Origin of the sequence: Pseudomonas sp. FP453 (assembly GCF_030687495.1) — a bacterium.
GTDB lineage: Bacteria > Pseudomonadota > Gammaproteobacteria > Pseudomonadales > Pseudomonadaceae > Aquipseudomonas.
The window spans coordinates 4691501-4717909 of record NZ_CP117435.1; the positions used below are offsets into that span (position 1 = coordinate 4691501).

Annotated in this window: 25 protein-coding genes; 12 read left to right on the top strand and 13 right to left on the bottom strand. The window is 60.2% G+C overall.

Annotated elements, in window-relative coordinates:
- Positions 1-274 precede the first annotated feature (274 nt).
- Positions 275-1273, top strand: a complete 999-nt coding sequence (locus PSH87_RS21240; protein ID WP_305430990.1) for an AraC family transcriptional regulator — start codon at positions 275-277, stop codon at positions 1271-1273.
- A 130-nt stretch (positions 1274-1403) separates the two neighbouring features.
- Here PSH87_RS21240 and PSH87_RS21245 read toward each other — a convergent pair whose 3' ends face one another.
- Genes PSH87_RS21245 through PSH87_RS21255 form a run of 3 tightly spaced genes read right to left on the bottom strand, consistent with a single transcriptional unit; the run spans position 1404 to position 3751 of the window.
- A complete protein-coding gene (locus PSH87_RS21245) occupies positions 1404-2750 on the bottom strand; it encodes an ATP-binding protein (protein ID WP_305430992.1) in 1347 nt (448 codons plus the stop codon).
- A complete protein-coding gene (locus PSH87_RS21250) occupies positions 2747-3424 on the bottom strand; it encodes a response regulator transcription factor (RefSeq protein WP_017738184.1) in 678 nt (225 codons plus the stop codon). Before PSH87_RS21250 ends, PSH87_RS21245 begins: the two co-directional genes overlap by 4 nt.
- A gap of 18 nt (positions 3425-3442) precedes the next feature.
- Complete coding sequence (locus PSH87_RS21255) at positions 3443-3751, bottom strand: hypothetical protein (protein ID WP_305430993.1); 309 nt, start codon at positions 3749-3751, stop codon at positions 3443-3445.
- Between the two features lie 111 nt (positions 3752-3862).
- Between PSH87_RS21255 and PSH87_RS21260 the strand changes: the two genes are divergently transcribed.
- Positions 3863-4579: a 4'-phosphopantetheinyl transferase gene (locus PSH87_RS21260; RefSeq protein WP_305430994.1), complete on the top strand. Its 717-nt coding sequence runs from the start codon at positions 3863-3865 to the stop codon at positions 4577-4579.
- Positions 4580-4677: 98 nt separating this feature from the next.
- On the opposite strand, the gene PSH87_RS21265 is transcribed toward PSH87_RS21260, so the two are convergent.
- Both PSH87_RS21265 and PSH87_RS21270 read right to left on the bottom strand, forming a co-directional pair.
- Positions 4678-6288, bottom strand: a complete 1611-nt coding sequence (locus PSH87_RS21265; RefSeq protein ID WP_305430995.1) for an ATP-binding protein — start codon at positions 6286-6288, stop codon at positions 4678-4680.
- On the bottom strand, positions 6285-7007 hold the full coding sequence (locus PSH87_RS21270) for a response regulator (protein WP_017738188.1): 723 nt from the start codon (positions 7005-7007) through the stop codon (positions 6285-6287). The genes PSH87_RS21265 and PSH87_RS21270 overlap by 4 nt, the downstream gene beginning before the upstream one ends.
- Before the next feature lie 620 nt (positions 7008-7627).
- On the opposite strand from PSH87_RS21270, the gene PSH87_RS21275 reads away from it, so the two are divergent.
- On the top strand, positions 7628-10522 hold the full coding sequence (locus tag PSH87_RS21275; protein ID WP_017738189.1) for a ribonucleoside-diphosphate reductase subunit alpha: 2895 nt from the start codon (positions 7628-7630) through the stop codon (positions 10520-10522).
- Positions 10523-10914: 392 nt separating this feature from the next.
- Here the strand turns inward: PSH87_RS21275 and flgE are convergent, their stop codons facing one another.
- The 6 genes from flgE to PSH87_RS21305 form a co-directional block, all read right to left on the bottom strand.
- Positions 10915-12231: a flagellar hook protein FlgE gene (gene flgE / locus PSH87_RS21280; RefSeq protein ID WP_017738191.1), complete on the bottom strand. Its 1317-nt coding sequence runs from the start codon at positions 12229-12231 to the stop codon at positions 10915-10917.
- Positions 12232-12262: 31 nt separating this feature from the next.
- Positions 12263-12982, bottom strand: a complete 720-nt coding sequence (gene flgD, locus PSH87_RS21285) for a flagellar hook assembly protein FlgD (RefSeq protein ID WP_017738192.1) — start codon at positions 12980-12982, stop codon at positions 12263-12265.
- A gap of 16 nt (positions 12983-12998) precedes the next feature.
- Positions 12999-13442 (bottom strand): flagellar basal body rod protein FlgC, encoded by a 444-nt coding sequence (gene flgC, locus PSH87_RS21290; protein WP_017738193.1) that lies wholly within the window; start codon positions 13440-13442, stop codon positions 12999-13001.
- Between the two features lie 3 nt (positions 13443-13445).
- Complete coding sequence (flgB, locus tag PSH87_RS21295; protein WP_017529461.1) at positions 13446-13853, bottom strand: flagellar basal body rod protein FlgB; 408 nt, start codon at positions 13851-13853, stop codon at positions 13446-13448.
- Positions 13854-14104: 251 nt separating this feature from the next.
- Positions 14105-14932 (bottom strand): protein-glutamate O-methyltransferase CheR, encoded by an 828-nt coding sequence (gene cheR / locus PSH87_RS21300; protein WP_016979774.1) that lies wholly within the window; start codon positions 14930-14932, stop codon positions 14105-14107.
- A 42-nt stretch (positions 14933-14974) separates the two neighbouring features.
- Positions 14975-15907, bottom strand: coding sequence for a chemotaxis protein CheV (locus tag PSH87_RS21305; RefSeq protein WP_026136978.1), 933 nt, complete (start codon positions 15905-15907; stop codon positions 14975-14977).
- Between the two features lie 94 nt (positions 15908-16001).
- Between PSH87_RS21305 and flgA the strand changes: the two genes are divergently transcribed.
- The 4 genes from flgA (at position 16002) to PSH87_RS21325 (ending at position 18596) form a co-directional block, all read left to right on the top strand.
- Positions 16002-16766, top strand: a complete 765-nt coding sequence (gene flgA, locus PSH87_RS21310) for a flagellar basal body P-ring formation chaperone FlgA (protein ID WP_305430998.1) — start codon at positions 16002-16004, stop codon at positions 16764-16766.
- Positions 16767-16907: 141 nt separating this feature from the next.
- Entirely contained in the window at positions 16908-17231 is a 324-nt protein-coding gene (gene flgM / locus PSH87_RS21315) for a flagellar biosynthesis anti-sigma factor FlgM (protein WP_017738197.1), read from the top strand.
- Between the two features lie 48 nt (positions 17232-17279).
- Positions 17280-17750: a flagella synthesis protein FlgN gene (locus tag PSH87_RS21320; protein ID WP_305430999.1), complete on the top strand. Its 471-nt coding sequence runs from the start codon at positions 17280-17282 to the stop codon at positions 17748-17750.
- A 96-nt stretch (positions 17751-17846) separates the two neighbouring features.
- Positions 17847-18596, top strand: a complete 750-nt coding sequence (locus PSH87_RS21325) for a flagellar brake protein (protein WP_026136980.1) — start codon at positions 17847-17849, stop codon at positions 18594-18596.
- A 61-nt stretch (positions 18597-18657) separates the two neighbouring features.
- On the opposite strand, the gene PSH87_RS21330 is transcribed toward PSH87_RS21325, so the two are convergent.
- Positions 18658-20037 carry an MFS transporter gene (locus tag PSH87_RS21330; protein WP_305431000.1) on the bottom strand — a complete coding sequence of 460 codons (1380 nt, stop codon included), beginning with the start codon at positions 20035-20037 and terminating at the stop codon, positions 18658-18660.
- Between the two features lie 437 nt (positions 20038-20474).
- Here PSH87_RS21330 and PSH87_RS21335 point away from each other — a divergent pair, with 437 nt between their 5' ends.
- A complete protein-coding gene (locus tag PSH87_RS21335; protein ID WP_305431001.1) occupies positions 20475-21686 on the top strand; it encodes a site-specific integrase in 1212 nt (403 codons plus the stop codon).
- Here PSH87_RS21335 and PSH87_RS21340 read toward each other — a convergent pair.
- Positions 21679-22218, bottom strand: a complete 540-nt coding sequence (locus PSH87_RS21340) for a hypothetical protein (protein ID WP_305431002.1) — start codon at positions 22216-22218, stop codon at positions 21679-21681. The two genes, PSH87_RS21335 and PSH87_RS21340, sit on opposite strands and share 8 nt — an antisense overlap.
- A gap of 116 nt (positions 22219-22334) precedes the next feature.
- On the opposite strand from PSH87_RS21340, the gene PSH87_RS21345 reads away from it, so the two are divergent.
- The 4 genes from PSH87_RS21345 (at position 22335) to PSH87_RS21360 (ending at position 26359) form a co-directional block, all read left to right on the top strand.
- On the top strand, positions 22335-22535 hold the full coding sequence (locus PSH87_RS21345) for a helix-turn-helix domain-containing protein (RefSeq protein WP_065929339.1): 201 nt from the start codon (positions 22335-22337) through the stop codon (positions 22533-22535).
- Positions 22536-22920: 385 nt separating this feature from the next.
- Positions 22921-23205 carry a hypothetical protein gene (locus PSH87_RS21350; protein WP_124371590.1) on the top strand — a complete coding sequence of 95 codons (285 nt, stop codon included), beginning with the start codon at positions 22921-22923 and terminating at the stop codon, positions 23203-23205.
- The gene (locus PSH87_RS21355; RefSeq protein WP_124371591.1) at positions 23202-23474 is read left to right on the top strand and encodes a DUF3077 domain-containing protein; all 273 of its coding nucleotides are present in this window, start codon (positions 23202-23204) and stop codon (positions 23472-23474) included. Before PSH87_RS21350 ends, PSH87_RS21355 begins: the two co-directional genes overlap by 4 nt.
- The gene (locus PSH87_RS21360) at positions 23471-26359 is read left to right on the top strand and encodes a DUF927 domain-containing protein (RefSeq protein WP_305431004.1); all 2889 of its coding nucleotides are present in this window, start codon (positions 23471-23473) and stop codon (positions 26357-26359) included. The genes PSH87_RS21355 and PSH87_RS21360 overlap by 4 nt, the downstream gene beginning before the upstream one ends.
- Positions 26360-26409: the final 50 nt, after the last annotated feature.

Here is a 26409-nt window from a genome sequence, read left to right on the forward strand (position 1 = left end):
ACCCTCCTGCACTGGAGGGATTTGTTGTTTGCGAAGCCTGTAGGTCCAGGCCTGCGCTGTAATCCTTATCGCAAACGCCGTGCCACTTCTCTGAAAACGCCTGAAGGCCTTTAGACATCAGGGTTGCGGGTTTTCAGGCGCCCTCCACCGCGCCGAATCCGGTGGCGGATTTCCGCCCACTCATCCAATCCCGTCCTACAATTTGGCGGATATCCGCCTTGTCGCCCTTTCCACGGGTGGCTAACATCCGCCACTCCATGGACGAGGCCTTCGCATGCGTGAACGTACCATCGCCAGTCACTACGCCCGGGCCGCGCTCGGCGGTGCACGCCGGGCGGGTTACGACTATTCGGGGCTGTTGCAGCAGGTGGGGATCACCCCGGAACTGCTGAGCGAACCCCGCGCGCGCATTGCCCCCGAGCAATTCACCCAACTGCTGCAAATGCTCTGGCTGGGGCTGGATGACGAATACCTGGGCTTCGCCGAGGGCCCGAGCAAGCGCGGCACCTTCGCCATGATGTGCCATGCGCTGATCCACTGCCGCACCCTGGAGAAGGCGCTGGAACGCGGCTTATTATTTTATAGCCTATTCCCACAGGGCCCGCGCTGGCAGCTGACGCGCGAAGGCGACATGGCCCGCTTGAGCCTGGACGACTCGCAATTGTGGGACCCGGATCACTTCCTCAGCGAATGCCTGCTGGTGATCTGGCATCGCCTCGGCAGTTGGCTGATCGGCCAGCGCATCCGCCTGCACCAGGCCACGTTCAGTTACCCGATGCCGGCCCATGCCAGCGAGTACGACCTGCTGTTTCCCTGCACCCTGGTATTCGGCGCACCGAACAGCAGCCTGGTGTTTCCCGCGCGCTACCTGAGCCTGCCGCTGTTGCAGGATGAGCGCACGCTCAAGCACTTCCTGGAGCGCTCACCGGCCGACTTGCTGTCGCGGCCGGACGAAGGCGACAGCTTGAGCAGCCAGCTACGCCGCCTGCTGAGCCGCGACCGCACGCCCTGGCCGGATCTGGAAGCCGTCGCCCAACACTTGCACATCAGCCCACAGACGCTGCGCAGGCATCTGCGTGAGGAAGGCACCAGCTTTCAGGCGCTCAAGGATGAGCTGCGGCGGGACATCGCCATCTATCATCTGGGGCGGGCGGATTTGTCGTTGCAGGAGATTGCCGAGCAGTTGGGGTTTTCCGAGCCGTCGGCGTTTCATCGGGCGTTCAAGAAGTGGACGGGGGTGACGCCGGGGGCGTATCGGGCGCAGGAGAGCTAGAGATGTGTTGGCTGGGCGGGCCTCATCGCAGGCAAGCCAGCTCCCACAGTTGACTGCATTTCAAAGTTGGAACCCGGTCGAATGTGGGAGCTGGCTTGCCTGCGATGAGGCCAGCACAGGCAAAAAAAGATCAAACAGCCGGAAAATGAATTTTGAAAGCGGCCCCACCCAACGGCGAATCCCCCAAGGTCAGCCGCGCGCCGTAACTTTCGATGATGTCCTTGACCACCGCCAACCCGATCCCCTGCCCCGGATGCTGGCGGTCCAGCCGCTCACCCCGTTGCAGAATCCGCGCCCGCTGGTCCGGCGGTACGCCCGGCCCATCATCTTCAATACATAACTCGCAGCCTTCGAGGCTTTCCACGAGGCGGATGCGCACTTCGCTCAAACACAGGCGATAGGCGTTTTCCAGCAGGTTGCCGAGCATTTCCAGCAAGGCGCCCTTCTCGATCGGCACGTAGCACTCGTCCGGCAAGTCGAATGCCACGGTGACACCCTTGTCGCGGTAGACCTTGTCCAACGTGTCACACAGGCTTTGCAACACCGGTTCCAGACGCACCTGATGGCGCACCAGGCCGCTTTTGCGCAGGCTGGCGCGCTGCAATTGGTAGCTGATCTGCTGGCTCATGCGCTCGATCTGCGATTGCAGCACCCAGGCCTGATCGCGGTCTTCGGGGCGTTGGGCCATGTCTTCGCTGACGCCCTGCAACACGGCGAGCGGGGTTTTCAGGCTGTGGGCCAGGTCATCCAGGGAATCGCGATAACGTGCTCGTTGCTCGCGTTCGCTGGCAAGCAAACGGTTGAGGGAACCGGTGAGGCGCAGCAATTCACGCGGGTGCTCTTCGGAAAGGCTCTCGCGGGTGCCGCCCTCGATCTGGTCCAGTTCCTGGCTCAAGCGCCGCAAGGCTTGCAGGCCCCAGGTCAGGCCCAGCCACAGCAGCGTCAGCAGCACCAGCAAGGCCGCGCCGAAACCCAGGTAGAGGTTTTCCCGCAGGCCTTCGAGGGTCAACTGGTACTCACGCACCGGCTGCAGGGCGACGATACTGAACGCCGCGCTCTTGCCACCGAGCAGCTTGACCTCCACGTCATAGACGAAAAATTCCTGGCCATTGGCCTCGCGAATCCGCGCAAACTCGTTACCGCGCCCGTCGTAGCGCGGTTTGTAGTTGATGTTTTCTTCCTTGGTCGCCCGCGAGCGCCACACCAGATGGCCTTCGCGGTCGTAGATATAACCGAGCAGGCGGCTGTCAGTGAGGTTGAAGCGTTCGTCAGGCAACTGCGCCGGCATCAGCAGGCGATTGTTTTCCACACGGGCGGCGGAGATCAACGTGGTGACGTCCGACGCCAGGCGTTGCTCGATGGAATCCTGCAACGCCAGACTGAACGCGCCCTGCATGGCCGGCAGCAAGCCGAGCATAAACAGCACGGCCAGGGTGGCGGCCGCCAGCATCAGGCGCACGCGTAGCGAGCGAATCAAACGCAGCGCTCATTGAACAGGTAGCCCAGGCCGCGCACGGTGTCGATCGGCTTGAACCCTGCCGGGCCTTCCAGCTTGCGGCGCAGGCGGCCGACCAAGACTTCGATGACGTTTGGATCGCGCTCGTCGTCATCCGGGTAGAGCTGTTCCATCAGGCGATCCTTGGCGACCACCTGCTGGTGATGACGCATGAGGTATTCGAGGATGCGGTACTCGTAGGCCGTCAGCGCGAGGGGTTGTTCGTCGAGGGACGCCTGCTTGCGGTTGAGGTCGAGCATCAGCGGCCCGGCCACGATGGTCGACTGGGTGAACCCGCTGGAGCGGCGCAACAGGGCGTTCATGCGCGCCTCCAGCTCTTCGAACTGGAACGGCTTGACCACATAGTCGTCGGCGCCGGCGGCGAGGCCTTCGACCTTGTCCTGCCAGTTGCCGCGCGCGGTGAGGATCAGGATGGGAAAGGTCTTGGCCTGGGTGCGCAACTGGCGGATCAGGTCCAGGCCGCCCATGCCGGGCAGGCCCAGGTCGATGATCGCCAGGTCATGGTTGAATTGGCCGGTCTGGTACAGCGCCTCTTCGGCATTGGCCACGGCTTCAACCACGTGTCCGCTGTCGGTCAGGCGGGTCAACAGGTGATGACGCAGCAGTGCCTCATCTTCCACCACCAGCAATTTCATAAGGCTCTCCAAGGCAAATCAACTGTCCGACAGAGGGATATCATAGCGGCCCTGCAGGTCTTGCGGGCGCAGTTTAGTGCCATTGTAGTGGCCCGTCAGGCGTTCGTAGCCGGTGCGGTACGTCGGCTGCGCGGCGGTAAAGCCCAGGGACTGGCCCCACGGCGTGGGCTGGCTGCCCGCGTTTTCGACGCTGACACGCTGGATCAGCGTGCTGGATTTCTTGGTCTTCTCGCTGCCAAATCCCGGAAAGAAACCGTCGACGGCCTGGGCCCCGGAGGTGGCACTGAGCATGGTCAACGCCAACATCAGCTTTTTCATCGCAGTCATGGTGCTTACCTCTACGCGTTTGGCTGTTGAGGCCAGACTACGCAGGCGCCCCTGAACTCCCCCTGAACAGCGGGCTATCCTCTGGCCTATCAACTCGGCAAAATAGCGCCCATGACGCCCCTACCCGCTTGCTGCACCCCACTCGACGCCCATTGGCCACTGCCCGACCCCTTGCCCGGCACGGTGCTGCTCAGCACCCGTTTCGACCCAGCCTTGCTGGCCGATGGCGACTTCCAACGCAGCGCCGTGCCGCCACCGCCGAGCATCCAGCGCTCAGTGGCCAAGCGCCAGGCCGAATTCCTGGCCGGCCGCCTGTGTGCGCGTGCGGCGTTGCAACAACTGGATCAGCTCGACTGCATCCCCGCCATCGGCGATGACCGCGCACCTGTGTGGCCTGGGCATATCAGCGGTTCCATCACCCACAGCACCGGGCATGCGGCGGCGATTGTCGGGCACAAGGCGCAATGGCGCGGGCTGGGCATGGACCTGGAGAATGTGATGCCGCTGGACCGGGCGGAGCGTCTGGCCGGGGAAATACTCACTGCCGATGAACTCAAGCGCATGGCCGAGGTGCCGCGCGAGCAGATCGCGTTGCTGGTGACGCTGACGTTTTCGGCCAAGGAGAGTTTGTTCAAGGCGCTGTATCCGATTGTGCAGAAGCGCTTTTATTTTGAGCATGCCGAGGTGGTGGACTGGCATGAGTCGGGGGCTGTGCGGTTGCGGTTGCTGACGGATCTGTCCAGTGAGTGGGGTTATGGCACGGAGTTGGTGGGGCAGTTTGTAGTGGCGGATGGGCAGTTGTTGAGCCTGGTGGCGGTCGGCGCCTGATAGATCGCTATCGCAGGCAAGCCAGCTCCCACAGTTGACCGAGTTTCAACTTTGGAATGCAGTCCACTGTGGGAGCTGGCTTGCCTGCGATGAGGGCCTCAAGGTTTCTCCTGATCCCGAGGCCAACTCAGGCTGAAACAAGCCCCACCCAAATTGTTGCTCTTGCCAATCAACGCCCGCCCGCCATGCCAATAGATAATCCGCCGCACAATCGACAACCCCAGCCCATGCCCGCCCGACGCGCGGGTGCGGCTGTCATCCAGGCGCAAGAACGGCGTGAAGATGCGCTCCCAGGCGCTTTCCGGCACGCCCGGGCCGTCGTCCTCCACATCGATGCGGCAACGCACCTGCCCCACCTGGTAACTGATCATGACCTGGCCCTGAGCATGCCGCATGGCGTTGCTCACCAGGTTTTGCAGGGCACGGTGCAGGTAACGCGGTTCGGCGTCGACCCAAGCGTCGTCCCAATGCGCCGAAGACAGGCAAATGCCCCGGCTGACCGCGACCTGCGGGCGCAGTGGCGATAATTCGCCGATCACCTGGTCGAGCAATGCACTGAGGTCGACGCGCTGGAAATTCAGCTCCGGCGCGCCCTGCTCCAGGCGGGCATAGGTGAGCATTTCGTCCACCAGGCCATCGAGGTCCTGGATGTCGCTGTCCATGCCCTCCAGGTATTTGTGCCGCGCTTCCGGCGTGGTGGCATCGCCGACCATCTCCAGGCCGAAACGCAGGCGCGCCACCGGCGTGCGCAATTCGTGGGACACGGCGCGCACCAGTTCGCGCTGGATCGCCAGCAGTTGCTGCAAGTGCTCGGCCATGCCATTAAAGGCCGCGGCCAGGCGCCCCACCGAGTCGGCGCCACGGGCGGGCACGCGCACTTCCAGGTTGCCTTTGGCGATCCGTGTGGCGGCAGCCTCCAGGCCTTTGAGGCGCCGCTCCAGCTGGCGCACCAATAGATAGACGATCAAGCCGATCAGGGTCAGGCCGATCAACGCGATGAGGATCAGCCATTGCGGCGGGTACGGGTTCATTTGATACAGCGGGCCGATTTCCAACACCCACGGCGTGCCGACCATGCCGGCAAACACGCGGATCGAATCGCCGCCCTTGCCCAGGGCCATCACCGTGTCGCCTTCCGCGACGCGACGGCGCTGGTCGTCGTCCATATCGGCCTGGTCGAGGGCCATCAGATGCATCTCAAAGCCAAAGCCCTTGGCTTCCTTTATATCGGCCAGGCGCTGCGGCTGTTCGGCGACGGGGTAGCGCACCAGTTCATCGGCCAGCAGGTAGATCGTCGCGCGGGCCAATTGCTCGCTGATCTGCTGCACTTCACCGGTCAACACCAGCGACTCCTGCTCGCTGACCAGGCGCAGCACCCGCGCCGCATGGGGGCCGGTCTGCTGCACCAGGACCTGGCCGCGTTGCAGGCGGTTGCGCTGGCTCAGGTCCAACTGCGCGTCGCTGAGGCTGCGCAGTTCCAGGGGAATGCCGAGCAGGCGTTCCCAGACCGCCAGGGCGCGCTGGCGCTCGATGGGGCTCATCGGCTTGAGGTTGTCGCCCATCAGCGCAAAGGTGCCGTGGGCCAGGCGCTCGCGGTACTGGCCGCTGCGTACCTCGTTGAGCAGGTGCAGGGCCAGCACGCCCAGCAGCGCCACGAGGATCAGGGCCGCGCACATGCCGCCGTAGATGCGCAGGAAGATCGAGTTCACAGCGGCATGTCGGCGGCGGCTTCGGGGACGAACAGGTAGCCTTTGCTGCGGATGGTCTTGATCAGGCGCGGGTGGATCGGGTCGTCGCCTATTTTTGGGCGGATACGTGAGATGCGCACGTCAATGGAGCGGTCCTGGCCGTCGTAGCCGATGCCGCGCAGGGCGATGAAGATCTCTTCGCGGGACAGGATGCGCCCGGCATTTGCCACCAGCAGCCATAAAAGGTCGAACTCGGCGCTGGTCAGTTCGATACTGCCGTCCTGCAACCAGGCCTCACGCAGGGCGTTGTCCACCACCAGCGGGCCGAATTGCAGGCGGCGGTTTTCTACGTGGGCCGGCTCGGCCGGCTCGCTGCGCCGCAGCAGGGCCTGGATGCGCGCCAACAAGAGGCGCGGGCGCACGGGTTTGCACACATAGTCGTCGGCGCCCATGTCGAGGCCGAGCACCTGGTCCATGTCGTCGGTGCGCGCGGTGAGCATGAGGATCACGCCGTCGTAGCGCTCGCGCACCTTGCGGCAGATGCTCAGGCCGTCTTCGCCGGGGAGCATGAGGTCGAGGATCACCAGGTCCGGTTGCTCGGCGATGATCCGCGCTGCGGCCAGGGCGCCGTCGCCCTCGACCGAGACGCGCAGGCCGTTGCTTTCCAGGTAGTCACGGGTCAACTCGGCCAATCGTTCGTCGTCCTCGACGATCAGTATTTGCCAGGCTTCTTGCTCCACGGGTGGTCCTCGTTGTTATTAGACGTTCTTCTGGCCGATGGAGATCAAACTGTGGGAGCTGGCTTGCTCCCACAGTTTGATCTCCATCGGTCGTACCCTGTTTGTCATGTTTTGAGGGCATAACAGAGGCCGATTGTAGCCATGCCCACGGCCTGTAGCACAAGGCGGGAAATCCATTCGGTGATCGCGATAATCTGTGATAGGGTTCGCGCCCTTCGAAAATGGCCCAGCGGTTTTGAGCCGGAAATATTTCATGACAAACGGCGTAACGCAGCAGTAATGCGGCCTACACGCAGGTTGGACCTTTCATACACATTTTACCCACAGCGTTATCCACAGGTTACTGCGTTGCCAACCCTTCCGAAACGCATTATCTTGTACCTCGGCGACACGACAGACCCTATATGTGGGGTTTTCGAGCAAATCGCTTAACCACACAAGTGGTTCGAAATTCAAGGGTTTTATTGCTGACGCAGTAGGGAACCAACCGATTTTTCAGTAGACCAAACCGCTCACGCGGATGGCAGCTGTTTCCCATTCCCCGATATGGAAAACGGTACGGGTGTTGCAGGAAGAGCCTGGCACTCGCAATCAAATATAGAACGTGGAGACAACCCCCCATGCAAACCGACACAACTCGCGAGAACCCGCAAGGCTCCGTGACGCAGGCCGCCGATTCGAACCTGGATCTGTCCGCCACCGCACCCGGCCAACTGCGCGTGATCAAGCGTAACGGCACTGTCGTTCCTTACACCGATGACAAAATCACCGTCGCCATCACCAAAGCGTTTCTTGCAGTTGAAGGCGGCACCGCTGCCGCTTCGTCGCGCATCCACGACACCGTTGCCCGCCTGACCGAACAAGTCACCGCGACCTTCAAGCGTCGCATGCCATCGGGCGGCACCATCCACATCGAAGAAATCCAGGACCAGGTCGAACTGGCCCTGATGCGTGCCGGCGAGCAGAAAGTGGCCCGCGACTACGTGATCTACCGTGACGCCCGCTCCAAGGAGCGTGCCGTGCGCACCCCAGCCGAAGACGCTGCCGTGCAAGCTCACCCGTCGATCCGCATCACCCTGGCCGACGGTACGTTTGCACCGCTGGACCTGGGCCGCCTGAACACCATCATCACCGAGGCCTGCGAAGGCCTGGAAGAAGTCGATGGTGACCTGATCCAGCGCGAAACCCTGAAGAACCTGTACGACGGCGTGGCCCTGACCGACGTCAACACCGCCCTGGTGATGACCGCCCGTACCCTGGTTGAACGTGAGCCGAACTACTCGTTCGTGACCGCGCGCCTGCTGATGGACACCCTGCGCGCCGAAGGCCTGGGCTTCCTCGGCGTTGCCGACAGCGCCACCCACCACGAGATGGCCGACCTGTACGCCAAGGCGCTTCCAGCCTATATCGCGAAAGGTATCGAATTCGAATTACTGAACCCGATCCTGGCCACTTTCGACCTGGAAAAACTCGGCAAGGCGATCAACCACGAGCGCGACCAGCAGTTCACGTACCTGGGCCTGCAAACCCTGTACGACCGTTACTTCATCCACAAGGACGGTATCCGCTTCGAACTGCCGCAAGTGTTCTTCATGCGCGTGGCCATGGGCCTGGCGATTGAAGAGAAGCACAAAGAAGACCGTGCCATCGAGTTCTACAACCTGTTGTCGTCCTTCGACTACATGTCGTCGACCCCGACGCTGTTCAACGCCGGCACCCTGCGTCCACAGCTGTCCAGCTGCTACCTGACCACCGTGCCGGATGACCTGTCGGGCATCTACCACGCGATCCACGACAACGCCATGTTGTCCAAATTCGCTGGCGGCCTGGGCAACGACTGGACGCCGGTGCGTGCACTGGGTTCGTACATCAAGGGCACCAACGGCAAGTCCCAGGGCGTTGTACCGTTCCTGAAAGTGGTGAACGACACCGCCGTAGCGGTCAACCAGGGCGGCAAGCGCAAAGGCGCAGTGTGTGCCTACCTGGAAACCTGGCACATGGACATTGAAGAGTTCATCGAGCTGCGCAAGAACACCGGTGATGATCGTCGTCGTACCCACGACATGAACACCGCCAACTGGATCCCTGACCTGTTCATGAAGCGTGTCTTCGATGACGGCCAGTGGACCCTGTTCTCGCCATCCGAAGTGCCGGACCTGCACGACCTGACCGGCAAGGCCTTCGAAGAGCGCTACGAGTACTACGAAGCCCTGTCCCAGTACCCGGGCAAGATCAAGCTGTTCAAGACCATCCAGGCCAAAGACCTGTGGCGCAAGATGCTGTCCATGCTGTTTGAAACCGGCCACCCATGGCTGACCTTCAAAGACCCGTGCAACCTGCGCAGCCCGCAGCAGCACGTGGGCGTGGTCCACAGCTCCAACCTGTGCACCGAGATCACCTTGAACACCAACAAGGACGAGATCGCCGTTTGCAACCTGGGCTCGATCAACCTGCCGAACCACATCGTCAACGGCAAGCTGGACACCGCCAAGCTGGAACGTACCGTCAACACCGCAGTGCGCATGCTCGATAACGTAATCGACATCAACTACTACTCGGTGCCACAGGCGCAGAACTCCAACTTCAAGCACCGTCCGGTCGGCCTGGGCATCATGGGCTTCCAGGACGCTTTGTACCTGCAGCACATCCCTTACGGTTCGGATGCTGCGGTCGAGTTCGCCGACAAGTCCATGGAAGCGGTCAGCTACTACGCGATCCAGGCTTCCTGCGACCTGGCCGACGAGCGCGGCGCCTACGAGACGTTCCAGGGTTCGCTGTGGTCCAAGGGCATCCTGCCGCTGGATTCGCAACAGATCCTGATCGAAGCCCGTGGCCAGAAGTACATCGACGTTGACCTGAACGAATCCCTGGACTGGGCGCCGGTACGTGCCCGTGTGCAGAAAGGTATTCGTAACTCCAACATCATGGCCATCGCGCCGACCGCGACCATCGCCAACATCACCGGCGTATCGCAGTCGATCGAACCGACCTACCAGAACCTGTATGTGAAATCGAACCTGTCGGGCGAATTCACCGTGATCAACCCGTACCTGGTTCGCGACCTCAAGGCTCGCGGCCTGTGGGACTCGGTCATGATCAACGACCTGAAGTACTACGACGGTTCGGTGCAGCAGATCGAGCGCATCCCGCAAGAACTCAAAGAGCTCTACGCGACCGCCTTCGAAGTGGACACCAAGTGGATCGTTGACGCCGCCAGCCGTCGTCAGAAGTGGATCGACCAGGCCCAGTCCCTGAACCTGTACATCGCCGGTGCATCGGGCAAGAAACTGGACGTGACCTACCGCATGGCTTGGTACCGTGGCCTGAAAACCACTTACTACCTCCGTGCCCTGGCCGCGACCAGCACCGAGAAATCGACCATCAACACCGGTAAGCTGAACGCTGTTTCCAGCGGCAACCACGGTGATGATTCGGTGCTCGCTGCCCCTGCCGGTCCGGCGCCAGTGCCAAAAGCCTGCGCGATCGACGAGCCGGATTGCGAAGCTTGCCAATAAGCTGAGCCGGTGAGCGCCAACAGGCGCTCACCTGAAACCCCCGCCAAGCCCCCTGGGTTTGCCGGGGGTTTTCTTTTATGGGCACTTTTTGAAATGTATTCCCCTGTGGGAGCTGGCTTGCCTGCGAAAGCCATCTGTCAGTCGATACCTCTCTGGCTGATACACCGCCATCGCGGGCAAGCCCGCTCCCACAGGGGGTTTGGTGGTGTGTCTGCTTCCTGAGCCTGACACACATCCGAATGTGGGAGCTGGCTTGCCTGCGATAGCGGTGGGTCAGCCACATTGCTATCGCAGGCAAGCCAGCTCCCACAGGTGACCGAGTTGTACTCACGCTAAATGCCACCCACAAAAAAGCCCCTCATGTGAGGGGCTTTTTGTTGAGCGCTACCGCATCAGGTCATCTGGATGATGGTCTGCATGATGGTGCTCTGGGTGGAGATGGTCTTGGCGTTCGCCTGGTAGTTGCTCTGGGCCTTGATCAGGTCCACCAGCTCGTTGGTCAGGTTGACGTTGGAGTTCTCCAGGGAACCGGCCACGATCGAACCCAGGGTGCCCGCTTGCGGGGAGTCGTAGCCCGGCTGGCCTGACGCGAAGGTCTCTCTCCAGGTGGTGCCGCCAGCCGGTTGCAGGCCCTGCTCGTTGTTGAAGCTGGCCAGGGAGATCTGGCCGATGGCCTTGCTCTGCTGGTTGCTGAACGTAGCGAACAGCACGCCGTTGCCGTCGACTTTCAGGCCGGTGATCTGGCCGGTGGCGTAGCCATCGGTGACCGGCGGGTTGCGGTAGGTGGCCGAGTTGTATTGGGTGACGTTGGACATGTTGATCGCAATGCCGTCCTTGTTCGCCGTCGCGTCGTTGGCCTTCCAGACGCCGTCGGTCACCGTACCTGGCACCCAATCCTTGATGGTCAAGGTCGTGCCAGCCACACCGCCGGTCACGATGCTCTTGAGGTTACCGGCACCGTCGAAGGTCAACGTCGAAGGCACAGGCGGCTTCATGTCCGTAGCGTTACCGGTTGGCGGCGTACCATCAGGGTTGCGGCCATCGATCAAGGTGTACGACTGCCATTCGTTGGCGTCGGTTTTCACCACGTACTGCACCATCGGGTGGGCGTTGCCCTGGGAGTCGTACAGCGTGGTGCTGTAGGACGTGGTGAAGGTGTCGGTCTTGAGCGGATCGAACGGCTTCTTGCTCTGGTCGATGACCGGCTCAGAGGAGTTCAGGTTGCTGCTGGAATCCACTTTGGTGGACGCCTTTGGCGGCAGGTTGGCCAGGTTCAGCTGCAGGTCGACCAGGCCACCCTTGGTGATCTTGCCATTTTCGTCTGCCGCATAACCTTGCAGGCGCGAAGTGCCGGTGTTGTTGGTGATGTAGCCGTCTTTGTCGGCACGGAAGGCGCCGCTACGGGTGTATTCCAGCGAACCGTCGCTGCCCTTCTGCACGAAGAAGCCGCCACCCTGGATCGCCATGTCCAGGATGCCGCCGCTGGCGTTCACTTCACCCTGGGTAAACTGCTGGGACACTGCCGCCAGGTTCACACCGTTGCCGATGGTGTTCTGGCCGGTGCCGAGCTTGGACGCGGCGTAGATGTCGGCGAATTCCGCACGGGACGATTTGAAGCCGGTGGTCGCGACGTTGGCGATGTTGTTGCCGGTCACGTCCAGTTGTTTGTTGGCCGCATAGAGGCCGCTAAGGCCGATGTTAAAAGACATGTTTCTCTCCCTCTGCCGTATTTAGCCGGCTCTATGTACCGATAGTCTGAATTTGCGACAGCTTGACGCTGCCCATGCCGCCGGCAAGGTTCAGCAGCATTTCGCCGCCGGTCTTGCTCAAGGTCACGCTGGTGACGGTGGCTGGCAGGGAAGTCGCCAGGACAACCGCGTCGCCTTTGTCATTTTTGGTGGTGGCGGTAAAGGTGTAAGTGCCCGCTGCGGCGACCTCACCCTTGTCGTTCTTGCCATCCCAGATAAAGTCGGCCGTACCGGCGCTCTGCGCGCCCATATCGACGGTGCGCACCACGTTGCCGTCTTTGTCGGTGATCTTCACCGAGACGTTGCCCACCGCCGAGGTGACGGCGACGGAACCGGTCATGCTCTTGCTGGTATCCACCAAGGCCTTGTCGGTCTGGGTGATGATCGAACGCCCCACCAGCGACGACGCTTGCAGCGCTTGCGACGAGCTGAAGTTGCTGGAAATCGCATTCACCGAGTCGTTCAGGGTGTTGATGCCTTCCAGGCTGCTGAATTGCGCCAGCTGGGCGACGAACGCGCCGTTGTCCTGGGGCGACAGCGGGTTCTGGTTCTTCAGCTGGGTGACCAGCAGTTGCAGGAACGCATCCTTGCCCAGGGACTGGTTGCCCGTGGCCGCAGTGGCGGTGCTCGCCACATTGTTTGTTGCGGTCTTGACCTTGGTGTTGAAAAGGTCCTGGACTGCCGTGTTGGTGGTGGTATCAACGATGGCCATTATTTGGCGCCCCTTATCACTGACCCAGGGTCAGGACCTTCTGCATCATGGCTTTGGCGGTGTTCATCATTTCCGCGTTGGTCTGGAACGAGCGACTGGCGGAAATCATGTCAGCCATTTCCTCGACCACGTTGACGTTGGGGTAGTAGACGTAACCCTTTTCGTTCGCGGCCGGGTGGTTAGGCTCGTAGCGGGCTTCCAGGTTGCTCTGGTCTTCGACCACGCCCAGCACCTGCACGCCGGAACCGGCATTGCCCTGGTCCTGGAACAGCGAATCGCTGCCACCGGCCTGGCCGCCCTGGAACATGGTGGCGAACACCGGGTGACGGGCGCGGTAGGTCTGGTCAATGCTCGACGACACGGTTTCGGCGTTGGCGATGTTACTGGCGACGGTGTTCAGACGCGTGGTCTGCGCGCTCATGCCACTACCGGCAATATTGAAAACACTGGACAGGGACATGGCTTACTCTCCACGCAGGGCTGACATCAGCCCTTTGAATTTGCTGTTGAGCAGGGTAAAGCTGGCCTGGAAGTTCACCGAGTTCTCGGCGTAGGCCGATTGCTCCAGCTGGGCGTCGACGGTGTTCTGGTCGATCGACGGCTGCATCGGCGTGCGATACAGCAGCGACTCGTCCCCACTGCTCAGGCCTTGCGCTTCGATATGACGGTTGTTGGTCATGTTCAAGGCGAAGGTGCCGTTCTTGGTCTTGTCCTGCTGTGCAGCGAGCACGGCGGAGAAGTCCAGGTCCCGAGCCTTGTAGTTCGGGGTATCGGCGTTGGCAATGTTGTTGGCCAGGACTTCGGCACGCTGGGCGCGGAAGCCCAGGGCTTGTTCATGGATACCGAGCGCTTTATCGAAGCTGATGCTCATGGCGGAAACCTTTAGGCTGACCTGCTGTTCGTTAGCAGGGTTATAGCAAGGTGTGTGCCAATTCTTCGAAGGCCCGTATTTCAGGGCTTTGCGGGGAGATTGCCGGGCGGCAATGCCAGAAAAGCGGCAATGGGTTTCCGCGTGGTGCCAGTAAAGCGGCAATGGGGGATTGCCGCTATTGCAACGATTGCCGCAAAAAATCAAATGTGGGAGCCAGCTCCCACAGAAGCCTGCTCCCACATGTTTGATTCTTACTTGGCCTGGTAGATGATCCCAGGGCTGCACTGCACCATCTGGTAATGATCCGGCAGACCGTTCAGCGCTTCGGAAGCACCGAGGAACAGATAGCCCCCACGCTTGAGCGTGCCATGGATGCGCAACAGGATGTCTTTCTTCACTTCGGCCGAGAAGTAGATCAGCACGTTGCGGCAGAACACCATGTCGAACTTGCCCAGGCTGGCGTAGCTGTCGAGCAGGTTGAACGAGCGAAACTCCACGCGGCTCTTGATCGGCGCCTTGACCGCCCAACGCCCTGCCCCTTTCGGGTCAAAGTAACGCTGCAGGCGCTCCTGGGACAAACCTCGGCCCAAGGCCAGGCTGTCGTACTCGCCGGTCTTGCAGTTGGTGAGCATGGTGCCGGACAGGTCGGTGGCAACAATCTGCGCACCGGCTTTCAGTTGGCCCATGTTGGTCCGCTCGAACTCATCGATGGACATCGAGATCGAATACGGCTCCTGCCCCGAGGAGCAGGCCGCCGACCAGATGCGCAAGCGCTGGCCCGGGCTGGCCTTGATGGCTTCCGGCAGCACTTTGCTCTTGAGCACTTCAAACGGGTAGGTGTCACGAAACCACAGGGTTTCGTTGGTGGTCATGGCATCGACCACCATTTCCTTGAGCCCGCTGCGCGGCTGCCCCTGGATACGTTGAACCAGCTCGCCCAACGACTTGATGCCCTGCTGTTCCATCAGCTTGTTGAGACGGCTGGATACCAGGTACTGCTTGTTTTCACCGAGCAATATGCCACAGGCTTTTTCCAGGAAGACCCGGAACTGTTCGAAATCCAAATTACCCGTAGACAATGATACCGCCTCTTAAATCGTGTGACCGCCAGGGGAAATCCCCTAGCCGTGATCTGCTGCCTTGATCCGGTCGACAACCCGGTTTGCCAGGTCATCCGGACGGAATTTGGCCAGGAAGTCATCAGCACCGACCTTCTTGACCATCGCCTGGTTGAATACGCCCGACAATGAAGTATGCAGGATGATATGCAATTTTTGCATGCGTGGATCGTTGCGTATCTCGGCCGTGAGGGTGTATCCGTCCATTTCCGGCATCTCGATGTCGGAAATCATCATCAAGAATTCTTCTTCCGGTTTCTTGCCTTCATCGACCAGTTTGCGCAGGTAATCCAGCGCCTGGCGCCCATCATTGAGGGCCACCACGTCTACGCCGACGGTTTGCAGGCACCGGGTCACCTGCTTGCGCGCCACCGAGGAGTCGTCCACCGTCAGCACGCGCAGCGAGATCGCCTTGTGCGCCGTCTCGGCGTCGACCACACCGACGGAAATCGCTTCCGAGGTGGGCGCCACTTCGGCGAGGATTTTCTCCACGTCGATGATTTCCACCAACTGGTTGTCCACCCGCGTCACCGCCGTGAGGTAGTGATCGCGGCCGGTGCCCTTGGGCGGCGGATGGATCTCTTCCCAGTTCATGTTGACGATGCGCTCCACCGAGCGCACCAGGAAACCCTGGGTCTTGGTGTTGTACTCGGTGATGATCACGAAAGGGTTTTCGCGGTCCTGCAAACCTGCCGAGCCGGTAGCCAGGGACAGGTCAAGGATCGGAATGGTCGCGCCACGGATGTTGGCCACGCCACACACCACCGGGCTGGACTTGGGCATGATCGTCAGCTTGGGGCACTGCAACACTTCCCGCACCTTGAACACGTTGATGCCGTACAGCTGTTTGCCATCCAGGCGAAAAAGCAACAACTCCAGGCGATTCTGCCCTACCAGCTGTGTGCGCTGGTTTACTGAATCCATTACTCCTGCCATGCCTTGACTCCCACGCTAAAACCTTTGGCCATACCTATAAGGGCAGTGACGCGCACCCAACACTAAACGGCACGAGCTTTGCTATTTATTGGTCATGGATATTAAAACGACAGTTTCCCGACACCTTGACCTGACACGGTATTGCCGCTTGTTTTGCGTACCGCTGGCGCTGCTTGCCCTGGGATTGGGCACCACGGCCCGCGCGGACAACGTCACCTTGCCTGATCTACTTATCGGCGTCACCCAAGGGTTTCTTGAGTTCACTGTAGAAGATTATCTGGCGACCACCCAGACACCCGGGCGATATGAAATCCAGGTCAACCAACTCGACCCGCGCTTGCGCATGCCGATGTGCGACAAGGAATTGACAGCCACCCTGGAAAGCCCCGCCCAGCCGATTGGCCGCGTGACCGTGAAGGTGCGTTGCGAGGGCGCTGCGCCGTGGACGGTATTCGTGCCGGCGCAGGTCAAGCTGTTCCGCGATGTGGTGGTGGTGGCGCGGCCGCTGAAGCGTACCGGCATCATCGGTTTTGAAGACGTTGTGCTGCGTGAACGCGATATCAGCCAGATCAGCCAGGGCTATCTCACTTCGGTCGATCAGGCGGTCGGGCAGAAATTGACCCGACCAGTGGTCACCGATCAGGTCATTACCCTGGTGCATCTGGAACAGGCCGAGGTCATTCGCAAGGGCGATCAGGTGGTGATTTCCGCCAGCAGCGGTGCCTTGCAGGTAAAAATGCCGGGGGAAGCGCTATCCAATGGCGGCATGAGTGAACAGATCAGGGTGAAGAACCTCAACTCCAACCGCGTGATCAAGGCACGGGTGACGGCACCGGGCCAGGTCGAGGTGGCCCTATAGAGAACTGGTATCAGGCGCCAGCTTTTCCTACACTGTGCGCTAGACGTCCGCACAGGCAGGTTTATTGTCAATCGAGCCTAAAGTTTGTCCGGGTATGGCCGAAAACATGGCAAGCGTCCAAATACCCAGAGGTTTTTTATCATGGTCATCGATTTCAGTCGTTTAAATAATTCCCAGGCATTGCCCGGCTCTACGCGCACCACCGGTGCCAAGGACAGCGTAGAAGCCAAGTCCCAGCCACTGCCCGCCAAGGCAGAACAGGCCGGCGCAAGCCAAAGCGGGGAATCCGTACACCTGAGCAATGAGGCTCAACAGTTGCAGAAGGTCACTGACTCGCTGCGCGATCAACCGGTAGTCAACAGTGCCCGTGTGGCCGAGTTGAAACAGGCAATCGCCGATGGCAGCTATAAAGTCGACAGCAACCGTGTAGCCAGCAAGCTGCTTAACTTCGAAGCCGAGCGCTAGGCAAAGGCCTGCGCCGGGCTTTTGGACGCTTAAAACCCAAGGCCAGCCATGCACCACGACGAAACCCTGCTTCAACTGATCATTGATGATCTGGCGCCGACGCAACAATTGCTCGAGCTGCTGAAAGAAGAATCCCTGGCCCTCTACGGCCGGGATATGCGCTTGCTGGAAGAAATCCTGGCGCGCAAACAGTCGCTCATCGTGCTCCTCGAACAGCATGGCAAGAAGCGCAGCCAGATCCTGGCCAGCCTCGGCCTGCCCACCGATCACGACGGCCTTGCCCAACTGGCCAGTCATTCCTCCGTCGGCGACGAATTGCTGGCGCAGAGCCAGGCACTCAACGAGCTGCTCAGCCAATGCCAGGAAGCCAACCTGCTCAACGGTCAGTCGATCCAACTGCAGCAAGCCACCACCGCCAACCAGTTGCGTATACTCCATGGCGGCGAGCCACCGGCCCTGTACAACGCCCAAGGCTCCACCTCACGCCTGGTCAAGCCAGGCACCCGCAGCCAAGCCTGACGCCGGTTTACAGCGCGCCCTATCCAAGGCGCGCTACATGCTGGCAAAATGCCGGTTCTTGCGTGTAGTCGTATTTTGTCTGGAGATGGAAGAACCGTGTTCAACGCCCTTAATGCGGAAGATACACCGCAGCCACCCAAGGTACTCACTACACCTCTGGAAATTGTCGGCACCCTGCGGATGCTGCAAGAAAGCCACGACCCGCTGATCATCACCTTCCACGAACGCAGCCAGCGCTTCCAAAGCTACCTGGTGGACATCGACCGGGACAGCAAGACCCTGGCACTGGACGAAATGATCCCGCGCGATGGCGAGCGCTTCCTCGAAAGCGGCGAACCGTTTCGTATCGAAGGCTTCCACGAAGGCGTTCGCGTCGCGTGGGAAAGCAACGGCACCTACACCGTCAGCGAAAAAGACGGCCACCGTATCTACACCGGCAGCATGCCGGACGAGGTGGTCTACCATCAGCGCCGCAATGCCTTCCGCGCCGCGCTGAAGCTGGCGCAACTGGTGAACATCGAGCTGGGCGGCGAGAAGCTCAAGGCACCGGTCAGCGGCAAACTGCTGGACATCTCCGCCACCGGCTGCAAATTGCGCTTTGAAGGCGACATCTCCGAGCGCCTGCAACTGGGCCAGGTCTACGATCGTTTTATCGCCGCCCTGCCCTTTGGCAGCATGACCACCTCCGTCGAACTGCGTTACCTGCACTTCGAAGAGAAGATCAACACCACCTTTGCCGGCGTGCGCTTCCACAACATGAGCGGGTTGGTGCAGCGCCAGGTCGAACGTTTTGTGTACCAGCTGCAACGCGAAGCGCGGCGTTTTGACAAAGACGACGACTTTTAAGCCTTAAGACACGCTGCAAAAAAAACGGGCAGATCCTGATGGGATCTGCCCGTTTTTGAGTTCAGGGGCGCGCCCTGCTCAGCTCATGGGGATGCTCGTCCGGCCCCTGGGGCGCCGGCGGCCCTTCGAACAAGGGCTCATCAGCCGGTGGTTGTGACTCGGCCTCAGGCTCCACCACCGTGGTTTGCATCTGCTCCTGCACCACCGCCTCATCCACCCGCGGATCAAGGGCCGCCACCAGCGGCGAACTGGACATGCTGTCCGGCATCGCCACGTGATGCAGCGGTGCATCCTCCACCTGATGCAGGTTGGTCACCGCCTTCGGCCGGATACGCCACACCAGGATCAGCGCACACAAGCTGAAGAACGCGTAGAGCATCTGACTGCCGAACAGCTTCATCACCACACCGGCCAACAGCGGCCCGATACTGGCACCGACACCGTAGGTCACCAGCAGCATCGCGGTGAGCGACACGCGGCGATCCCCCTCGACATGGTCGTTGGAAAAGGCCACGGCCAACGGGTAAAGGCAGAACTGCACCAGAGAACACAGGAAGCCCGCCACGAACAGCACCTCCAGAGGCACCTGCGTCATGATCGCCAGGGGCAACGCGGCGACCGCCAGGCACAAGGCAAAACAGCGAATCAACAAGGCCCGGTCATAACGGTCGGACAACCAGCCGAGCGGCCACTGCACCAGCAGGCCAGCAAAAATACAGGAGCCCATGAACAGACCCACCTGCTCGGTCGTCAGCCCCTGCTGGGAGGCGTAAAGCGGCGCCAGACCGTAGAACGAACCGACGATCAGCCCCGCGCCCAGCACCGTGCTCAGCGACTGCGGCACCCGCTTGATAAAGAAGCGCGGCTCCATCGGCGCAGGATGCAGCGGCGCCGGGTGAATCCGCCGGGTCATCGCCACCGGCACCAGGCACAGGGCAAAGCACAGCGCCACCAGCATCAGCAGTTCAAGACCGAGCTGGGGATGCATCACCAGGATCAATTGGCCGAGCACCAGCCCCAGGTAGGACGCAATCATGTAGCCGCTGAACACCACGCCACGCTGCTTGGCGTCTGCCTGCTCATTCAGCCAGCTCTCGATGACCATGTATTGGCACATCATCCCCAGGCCCACGATGATCCGCAGCACAATCCAGGCCGGCAGCCAGTCGATCAGCCCGTGCCCCAGCACCGCCGCACCGACGATCCCGGCACAGGTAGCATACGCACGGATATGCCCGACCCGGGCGATCAGGCGGTGCCCGATCTTGCCGCCCAGCACCAGGCCAAAGTAGTTGGCCGCCATCAACGCACCGACCCACAGGCTGTCCACATGGTCGGCCGCCAGGCGCAAGGCCAGGTAGGTACTGAGCAGGCCGGAGCCGATCAGCATCATCAAGGAGGCAAAATAAAGGGCTCGAAAAGATTTCCAGATCTGGCGCATCGGCGTTCCGAGCGGCTCCTTGCAGTGAGGGACAGGGCTATCGGCATGATAGTCCTGGGTGGCGGGTCCGGACAGGCGGCAAATGCTGTTTCCGGGGATTATTTTGCCTAACCGTCAGACGCTGCCCGACGGCTTGCAAGGTACACAGATTGCGATAAATACATCGCGCACCTGCTGTGAACCCTGAACACCGGCAAGGTTCGACTCATCTTGGAAAGCGCGCACAAAAAAGCCCCGCCAGAAGAATCTGTGCGGGGCTTTGGATCTGGTGTCCCAGGGCCGGTTCGAACGGCCAACCTTCCCCTTAGGAGGGTTAATTTAGACCCAGCAGATACAGCCACAAGCCCAGTATTACTGGGCCTTTTAGTCCCATTGAGTCCGTGAACATCGAGCGGTATAGTGCGTTTTGCTGCCACCCTGCTGTCACGGACGAACCCTTGAAATCCAAAATCACCCAGAAGCTAATTGGCAGCCTAGCCGCCGAGGCGAAAGCATATCGCGTGCATGACACCGTGCAACCCGGTTTTTTCATTCGCGTACTGCCCAGCGGTCATAAGTCCTACATGGTCACTTGGGGCCGAAACAAGAACGCCACCCTTGGGCGTGTCGGCGTGATTACTCTTGACCAAGCCCGAACCGAGGCCGCTCAGTACCTAGCCGATGCGCACGCCCACGGCGAGCCCCTAGCCATCGCCCAGGGCCGCAAGGGGTCAGCACTGCCCTCGCTGCGCGATTTTATCGACGACACGTATATGCCGTGGTTCAAGGCTCATCACAAAGGCCATGAGAAGACTCAGCACACCCTCAGCAATAACTTCGACCCAATTCTGCCCCAGCGCCTGGACGCGATCACCGGGCGAGACATGGAGCAGATCCGCACTGGATGGATGCAGGCCGGCAACAAGCCCTCCACGGTCAACCGGAAAATGGGCTCTATCAGCGGAGTATTCAGCCGGGCGGTCGAGTGGGATTACCTCGACGAGCATCCTCTGGCCAAGCTGAAACAGCTCAAAGTCGACTCAAAGGGGGTAATTCGCTACCTGGCTGCCGACGAGACCAAGCGCCTACGCGAGGCCTTGGACGCTCGACAGGATGAAATGAGGGTCGAGCGTGAGAGTGCGAACACTTGGCGGACCGACCGCCACAAAGAGCCGATGCCAAGCCTGCTGCAACTGCCCTTCACCGATCACCTGAAGCCAATGGTATTGGTATCGTTGAATACCGGCATGAGGCGCGGAGAGCTGTTCGACCTGAAATGGTCAGCGGTGAACTTCGACACGAAGACAATCACAGTCGCCGGGGCCACAACCAAGACAAGCGATACGCGCCACATACCAATGAACAAGGAGACTATTGGTGTACTGCAAGCCTGGAAGAAGCAGGTAAGCAAGTCGCCGTATGTGTTCCCAGGTCAGGGCGGCGGTCGCTTTGAGGACGTCAAAAGCGCTTGGCTCAAGTTGCTTGAGCGGGCGCAGATCGACGGATTCCGCTGGCACGATATGCGGCACGACTTCGCTTCACGCCTGGTAATGGCCGGCGTACCGCTCAACACGGTACGGGATCTGCTAGGGCACGCCGATATCAAGATGACACTCCGGTATGCCCACTTGGCTCCGGGTACAAAAGCCGCTGCGGTTGAACTCATTTAGCTAGAGATTGAGCTCGCATATTTTTGTAATCGGCATAGCCCGGCTGAAGCGGCTTGTTGTTTGCCAGAAACCTCACATATTCCTCAACAATTGGCCACTCCTTCTCTACCAATGCAAGGTCCACCCGAGGCTGCATTCTCGGTGTGAACCCAAACTTCTCTGTCGAACCGTTCAAATCCCCGAAAACATCGAACTCCCCATCGAAATATTTATCGTCATTGATAACCATAGCGACCATCGATAACTCCTCCCCGGCGAAATCGGGCCCAAGCGTTCCGGCGCGCAGCTTGTAGAGAGTTTCATTCTCCGACCAGATCGCAGTAAACGCGACCATAAAACTGATTGTTCCCAAATCCTTACGCGGAGCGTTAAACGGGTTAGTAATGGTCCTGTCATTCATCCCATTCTCAAGGCATGACTCCAGGATCTTCACGATTTTCTCGTTGCGTGATGCCGCCAGCAATTCAAGCGCAGCTTTAAGGTAGGGGTCGACCCTAGCCGATAAAACAACCTTCTTCGAACGATTTGCCATTTACACGCCTCTAGATGTCTACAAATGTTTTGCTTGCAGATCATGTTACTTACAAATAGGATGTTTACGTCCGGACCAGTATCGTACAGTCCGCCCCATCGATCAAGGACAAGCTAATGAACAACCCCGAACACATCGCACCTCTTGCAGTTAGCGTGGAGGACGCAGCACGCGTGGTTGGCTACTCAAGATCAGGAGTTTATGAACTCATAGCTTCTGGTGACCTTAAGGCTTTCAAACTCGGGCGGCGCCGTCTGATTTTGATGGCTGAACTCAAGGCTTGGATTGAACGCGCGGCAAAGGAAGGCTCCCGGTGAACGCGGTAACAGTCGAGGGGGGAAATTTTGCTGGGATGTCCCCTAGAAGACTGGTCCTAGAACCGGCCTCAGCAGGAAGAGGTGTCGAGTCAGTGTTCGTACCACTGACCCGACTGTCACAAAGCAAATCTGAGCAGACCGCAATGCAACCCCTTAAGCATATCACCATCCATTTGGTAGACCGCATGGGCGTAATTCTTGGCCAGTGCAATATGTTGAACACAACACGTGTGGTTGATCTTGAAACTCTTCGTACTCATGGCGCCTGTAGAGTTCAAGTGCCACGCACCATTCGCAATAAGCCAGATAGTTACTCCTTTGAATGGACGCACACCTACGCGCCCCAAAAAAAACATGAAGACTTGGGAACCTCAGGAGGTGCCCAATGAGCATGCTCCCAGGCTTTGCACTACCCGAGGACTTACTCTGCGTCAGCCACGACGCCGAAGCCGGTCTGCCTATCGACGCCATCACCTGTGCGCTCGACCGTGCCGATTCAGTTCTCATGCTGTTGGAAGATCACTTAGACGGCGATAAACCGTTGCTTTCCAACCGCGTGCTGTCGTCTGTTATTTGGGACGTGCGCGGCACCTTGGGTTTGATCAAAACACTCACCATGTACGGTGACGCCTCCTCTGTGCCGATGGACCAGAAAGGCGGTGCGCTGTGACCCACTCCAGCACGCTTGGACGCTCCGAGTTTTCCCCCGCCAACGGTAACGGCCAAAACCTGTTTCGGGTGAATGCCGGTATCCCGCTAGAGGACGCACTTGAAGCAGTCTCTCAGATTCTGCACCACGCCAATCAACTGATCCTCGACGCCGCCATCAGCGATGCAGGCGAGCGTTTTAGTTGGCCTGCGTTCTACCTCGGCGAGATGGCTAAGGCACTGATCGACGACGTGAACGAGGCGTTGCTTGAATCGAGGAGCGCACCATGACTCCGCGCACCGGCAACACCTCAAAACTGCCCAGCTTTGCCGACGTAAAAAGCGCTGCCCTAAAGAACATAGACCGCGTCCTTACTCACTGGCTGCCGAACGGCAAACGAGTCGACGGTGGCAAGGAATACACCGCGCCTAATCCGACGCGCACGGACAAACGAGCAGGCTCACTCAAGGTCAGTTTGAGCAAAGGCACATGGGCGGACTTTGCCACCGGCGATAAGGGCGGCGATCTGATCGACCTGGTGCGCTACATCGACGGCGGCACCGACGTTGATGCCTGCAAAAAACTGGCAGATCTGCTGAGTGTTTCCGCAGGCCCCGCGGCCGCCAAAAGCACACCAGCTAAGAGCGCAACGCCTGAGTGGATCGCGATTCAGCCGATCCCAGCCGAGGCCATGAACAAGTGCCCAGCCAAACATCGACAACACGGTGTTCCGTCCAAGGTGTGGATCTATCGCGACGCCCTGGGCCAGCCGGTCATGGCGCTGTATCGCTTCGACCTAGGCCCAGATGATGACGGCAAACCGCGAAAGGTCTTTGCGCCATTGACCTGGTGCAAGCGCTCCGATGGGCAAACCACACAATGGCGCTGGCAAGGATTGCCCGAGCCTCGGCCACTGCTGCGCCTGGATGAGTTGACACTGCGCGCCGATGCGCCCGTGGTGTTTTGTGAAGGCGAGAAGGCTGCTGACGCCGCCGCTGAACTGATGCCGGACTATGTAGCCACCTGCTGGCCGAACGGCTCCAACTCTTGGCACAAGGCCGACCTGACGCCACTGAAAGGACGCACTGTCGTGCTGTGGCCGGATAACGATGCCAGCGGCAAGACCTGCATGGACGCCATCGAGCTCAAGTTGATTGAGCTGGGCGCCGCTTCAGTGCAACGAATCTCGCTCGACGTGTTCAAGCTCAAGCCAAGCAGCAAAGGCGGCAAACCGACGCTCATCAAGGGTGGAAAATGGGCGGACGGCGACGACGCAGCGGACGCATTAACCAAAGGCTGGACCGCTGGCCACGTCGCCGAGCTGATGCGCAGCGGTGAGTATTTCGGCAGTGCCGCTGAGCCAACTGAACCTCAAGAACAGAAGGTCAAGGCACCCGCCAAACGTCCTGCGAAATCGAAGAATAACCTGTTGCCGGGCGGCTTTCGCCTGACGCCTGAAGGGGTGTTTTATTCCGGCGATGATGGCGAGGCGCGTCCCGTGTGTTCGCCTCTCGAAATCATCGCTCGCACTCGCGACGACAAGGGCCACAACTGGGGCTTGTTGGTCGAATTCGACGACCCGGACGGCGCCAAAAAACGCTGGAATATTCCAGCCAGGACCATGACCGGCGACTTCGGCAAAGACGTACTCGGCCCGCTGGTAGACATGGGCCTGCGCCTTGCCGGAAGCCGATTAGGACGCAATGCCCGCAACGACCTACAAAGCTATCTCGGCGGCTTCGACAGCGCCCAGCGCGCACGTTTGGTGACGCGCCTGGGTTGGCACGACAACGCTTTCCTTTTGCCCGAACAGCAAATCGGCTCGCACGCCGAACACCTGCATTTTTATGAAGCAGGGGCGCAGCTTCCACCAATCACCGAAGCAGGTTCTCTGGAGCAATGGCAGCAGCAAATCGGCGCGCTGTGCGTTGGTAACCATCGCTTGGCGTTTGTCGTCTCTGTGGCCTTTGCAGGCCCGTTGCTAAACCTGCTCGGACATGAGTCGGGTGGCTTCCACCTATACGGCGACAGTTCCGGGGGCAAGACCACTCACTTGCAAGTCGCTGCCTCGGTCTATGGCGGGCCGCGTCTGGTGCGTTCGTGGCGTTCTACGGATAACGCCCTCGAGTCCATCGCTGCCGCACACTCAGACGGCCTCCTGGTGCTGGATGAAATTGGTATGTGTGACCCGCGCATCATTGGCGAAACGGTCTACATGCTCGGCAACGGCACCGGTAAGGCACGGGCGAATGATCGAGGGCAAGCGGGCCGACAGGTGCAGGAGTGGCGCTTGCTGTTTCTCTCGACGGGCGAAAAGACGCTGGCTCAGCACATGGCGGATGCAAACAAGGAGCTGAAAGCCGGTATGGAGGTACGTATGCTCGCCGTGCCGGCGGATGCCAGCAAAGGCCTCGGCATGTTCGATGTGCTGAACGGTTTTGAGGACGCTGCCGCCCTCTCCGATGCGCTCAAGGCCCGTGTTGCCAAATACTACGGAACGCCCCTCACCGCCTTCCTGAACGCACTGTGCGCGCCGGGAGAAATGCTGGGATGGTCGGTGATCGTTCGCCGCACGGTAGAACAGTTCATCACACAAAACCTGCCCACCACTGCCAGTGGACAAGCCCAGCGTGCCGCCTTTCGCTTCGGCCTCGCGGCAGCGGCCGGAGAGTTGGCCACCGCCTTCGGCGTCACAGGCTGGCCTGATGGCGCGGCCACGACCGCCGCACGGGTGTGCCTGCATGCCTGGCTGGCCGAACGTGGTGGTGCCGGTAATTTCGAAGGCGATGCGATCATGGCGCGATTGAGCCAGATCATCGAACGTTTTGGAGAAAGCCGCTTTACCCGTTGGGAATCTGCCGCCGCCAAGATCGATGAACATGGCCCACGCACGATTGATCGGTTGGGCTTTCGTAAGACGATGGAACACGGCATGGGCGACGCCCTGCACACCACTAATACCTACTACGTACTGCCGGAAGCCTGGAGAGCCGAAATTTTCAAGGGCATGAACATCAGTGCAGTGAACAAGGAGCTGCTGCAACGGGGCGCGCTCGAGCCGGGAAGCAATGGAAAGGCATACAGCCTAATTCGCTTACCTGGATTAGGCCCTCAGCGCTGCTATGTGGTGAAGACGGTTCCAGGAGCGGACGAAAGCGAGGCCAAGGCCGCCTGACGACATACCTACTGATCGGGGTAGCGCCGGCTCATTCCCGGCCTCGCCAG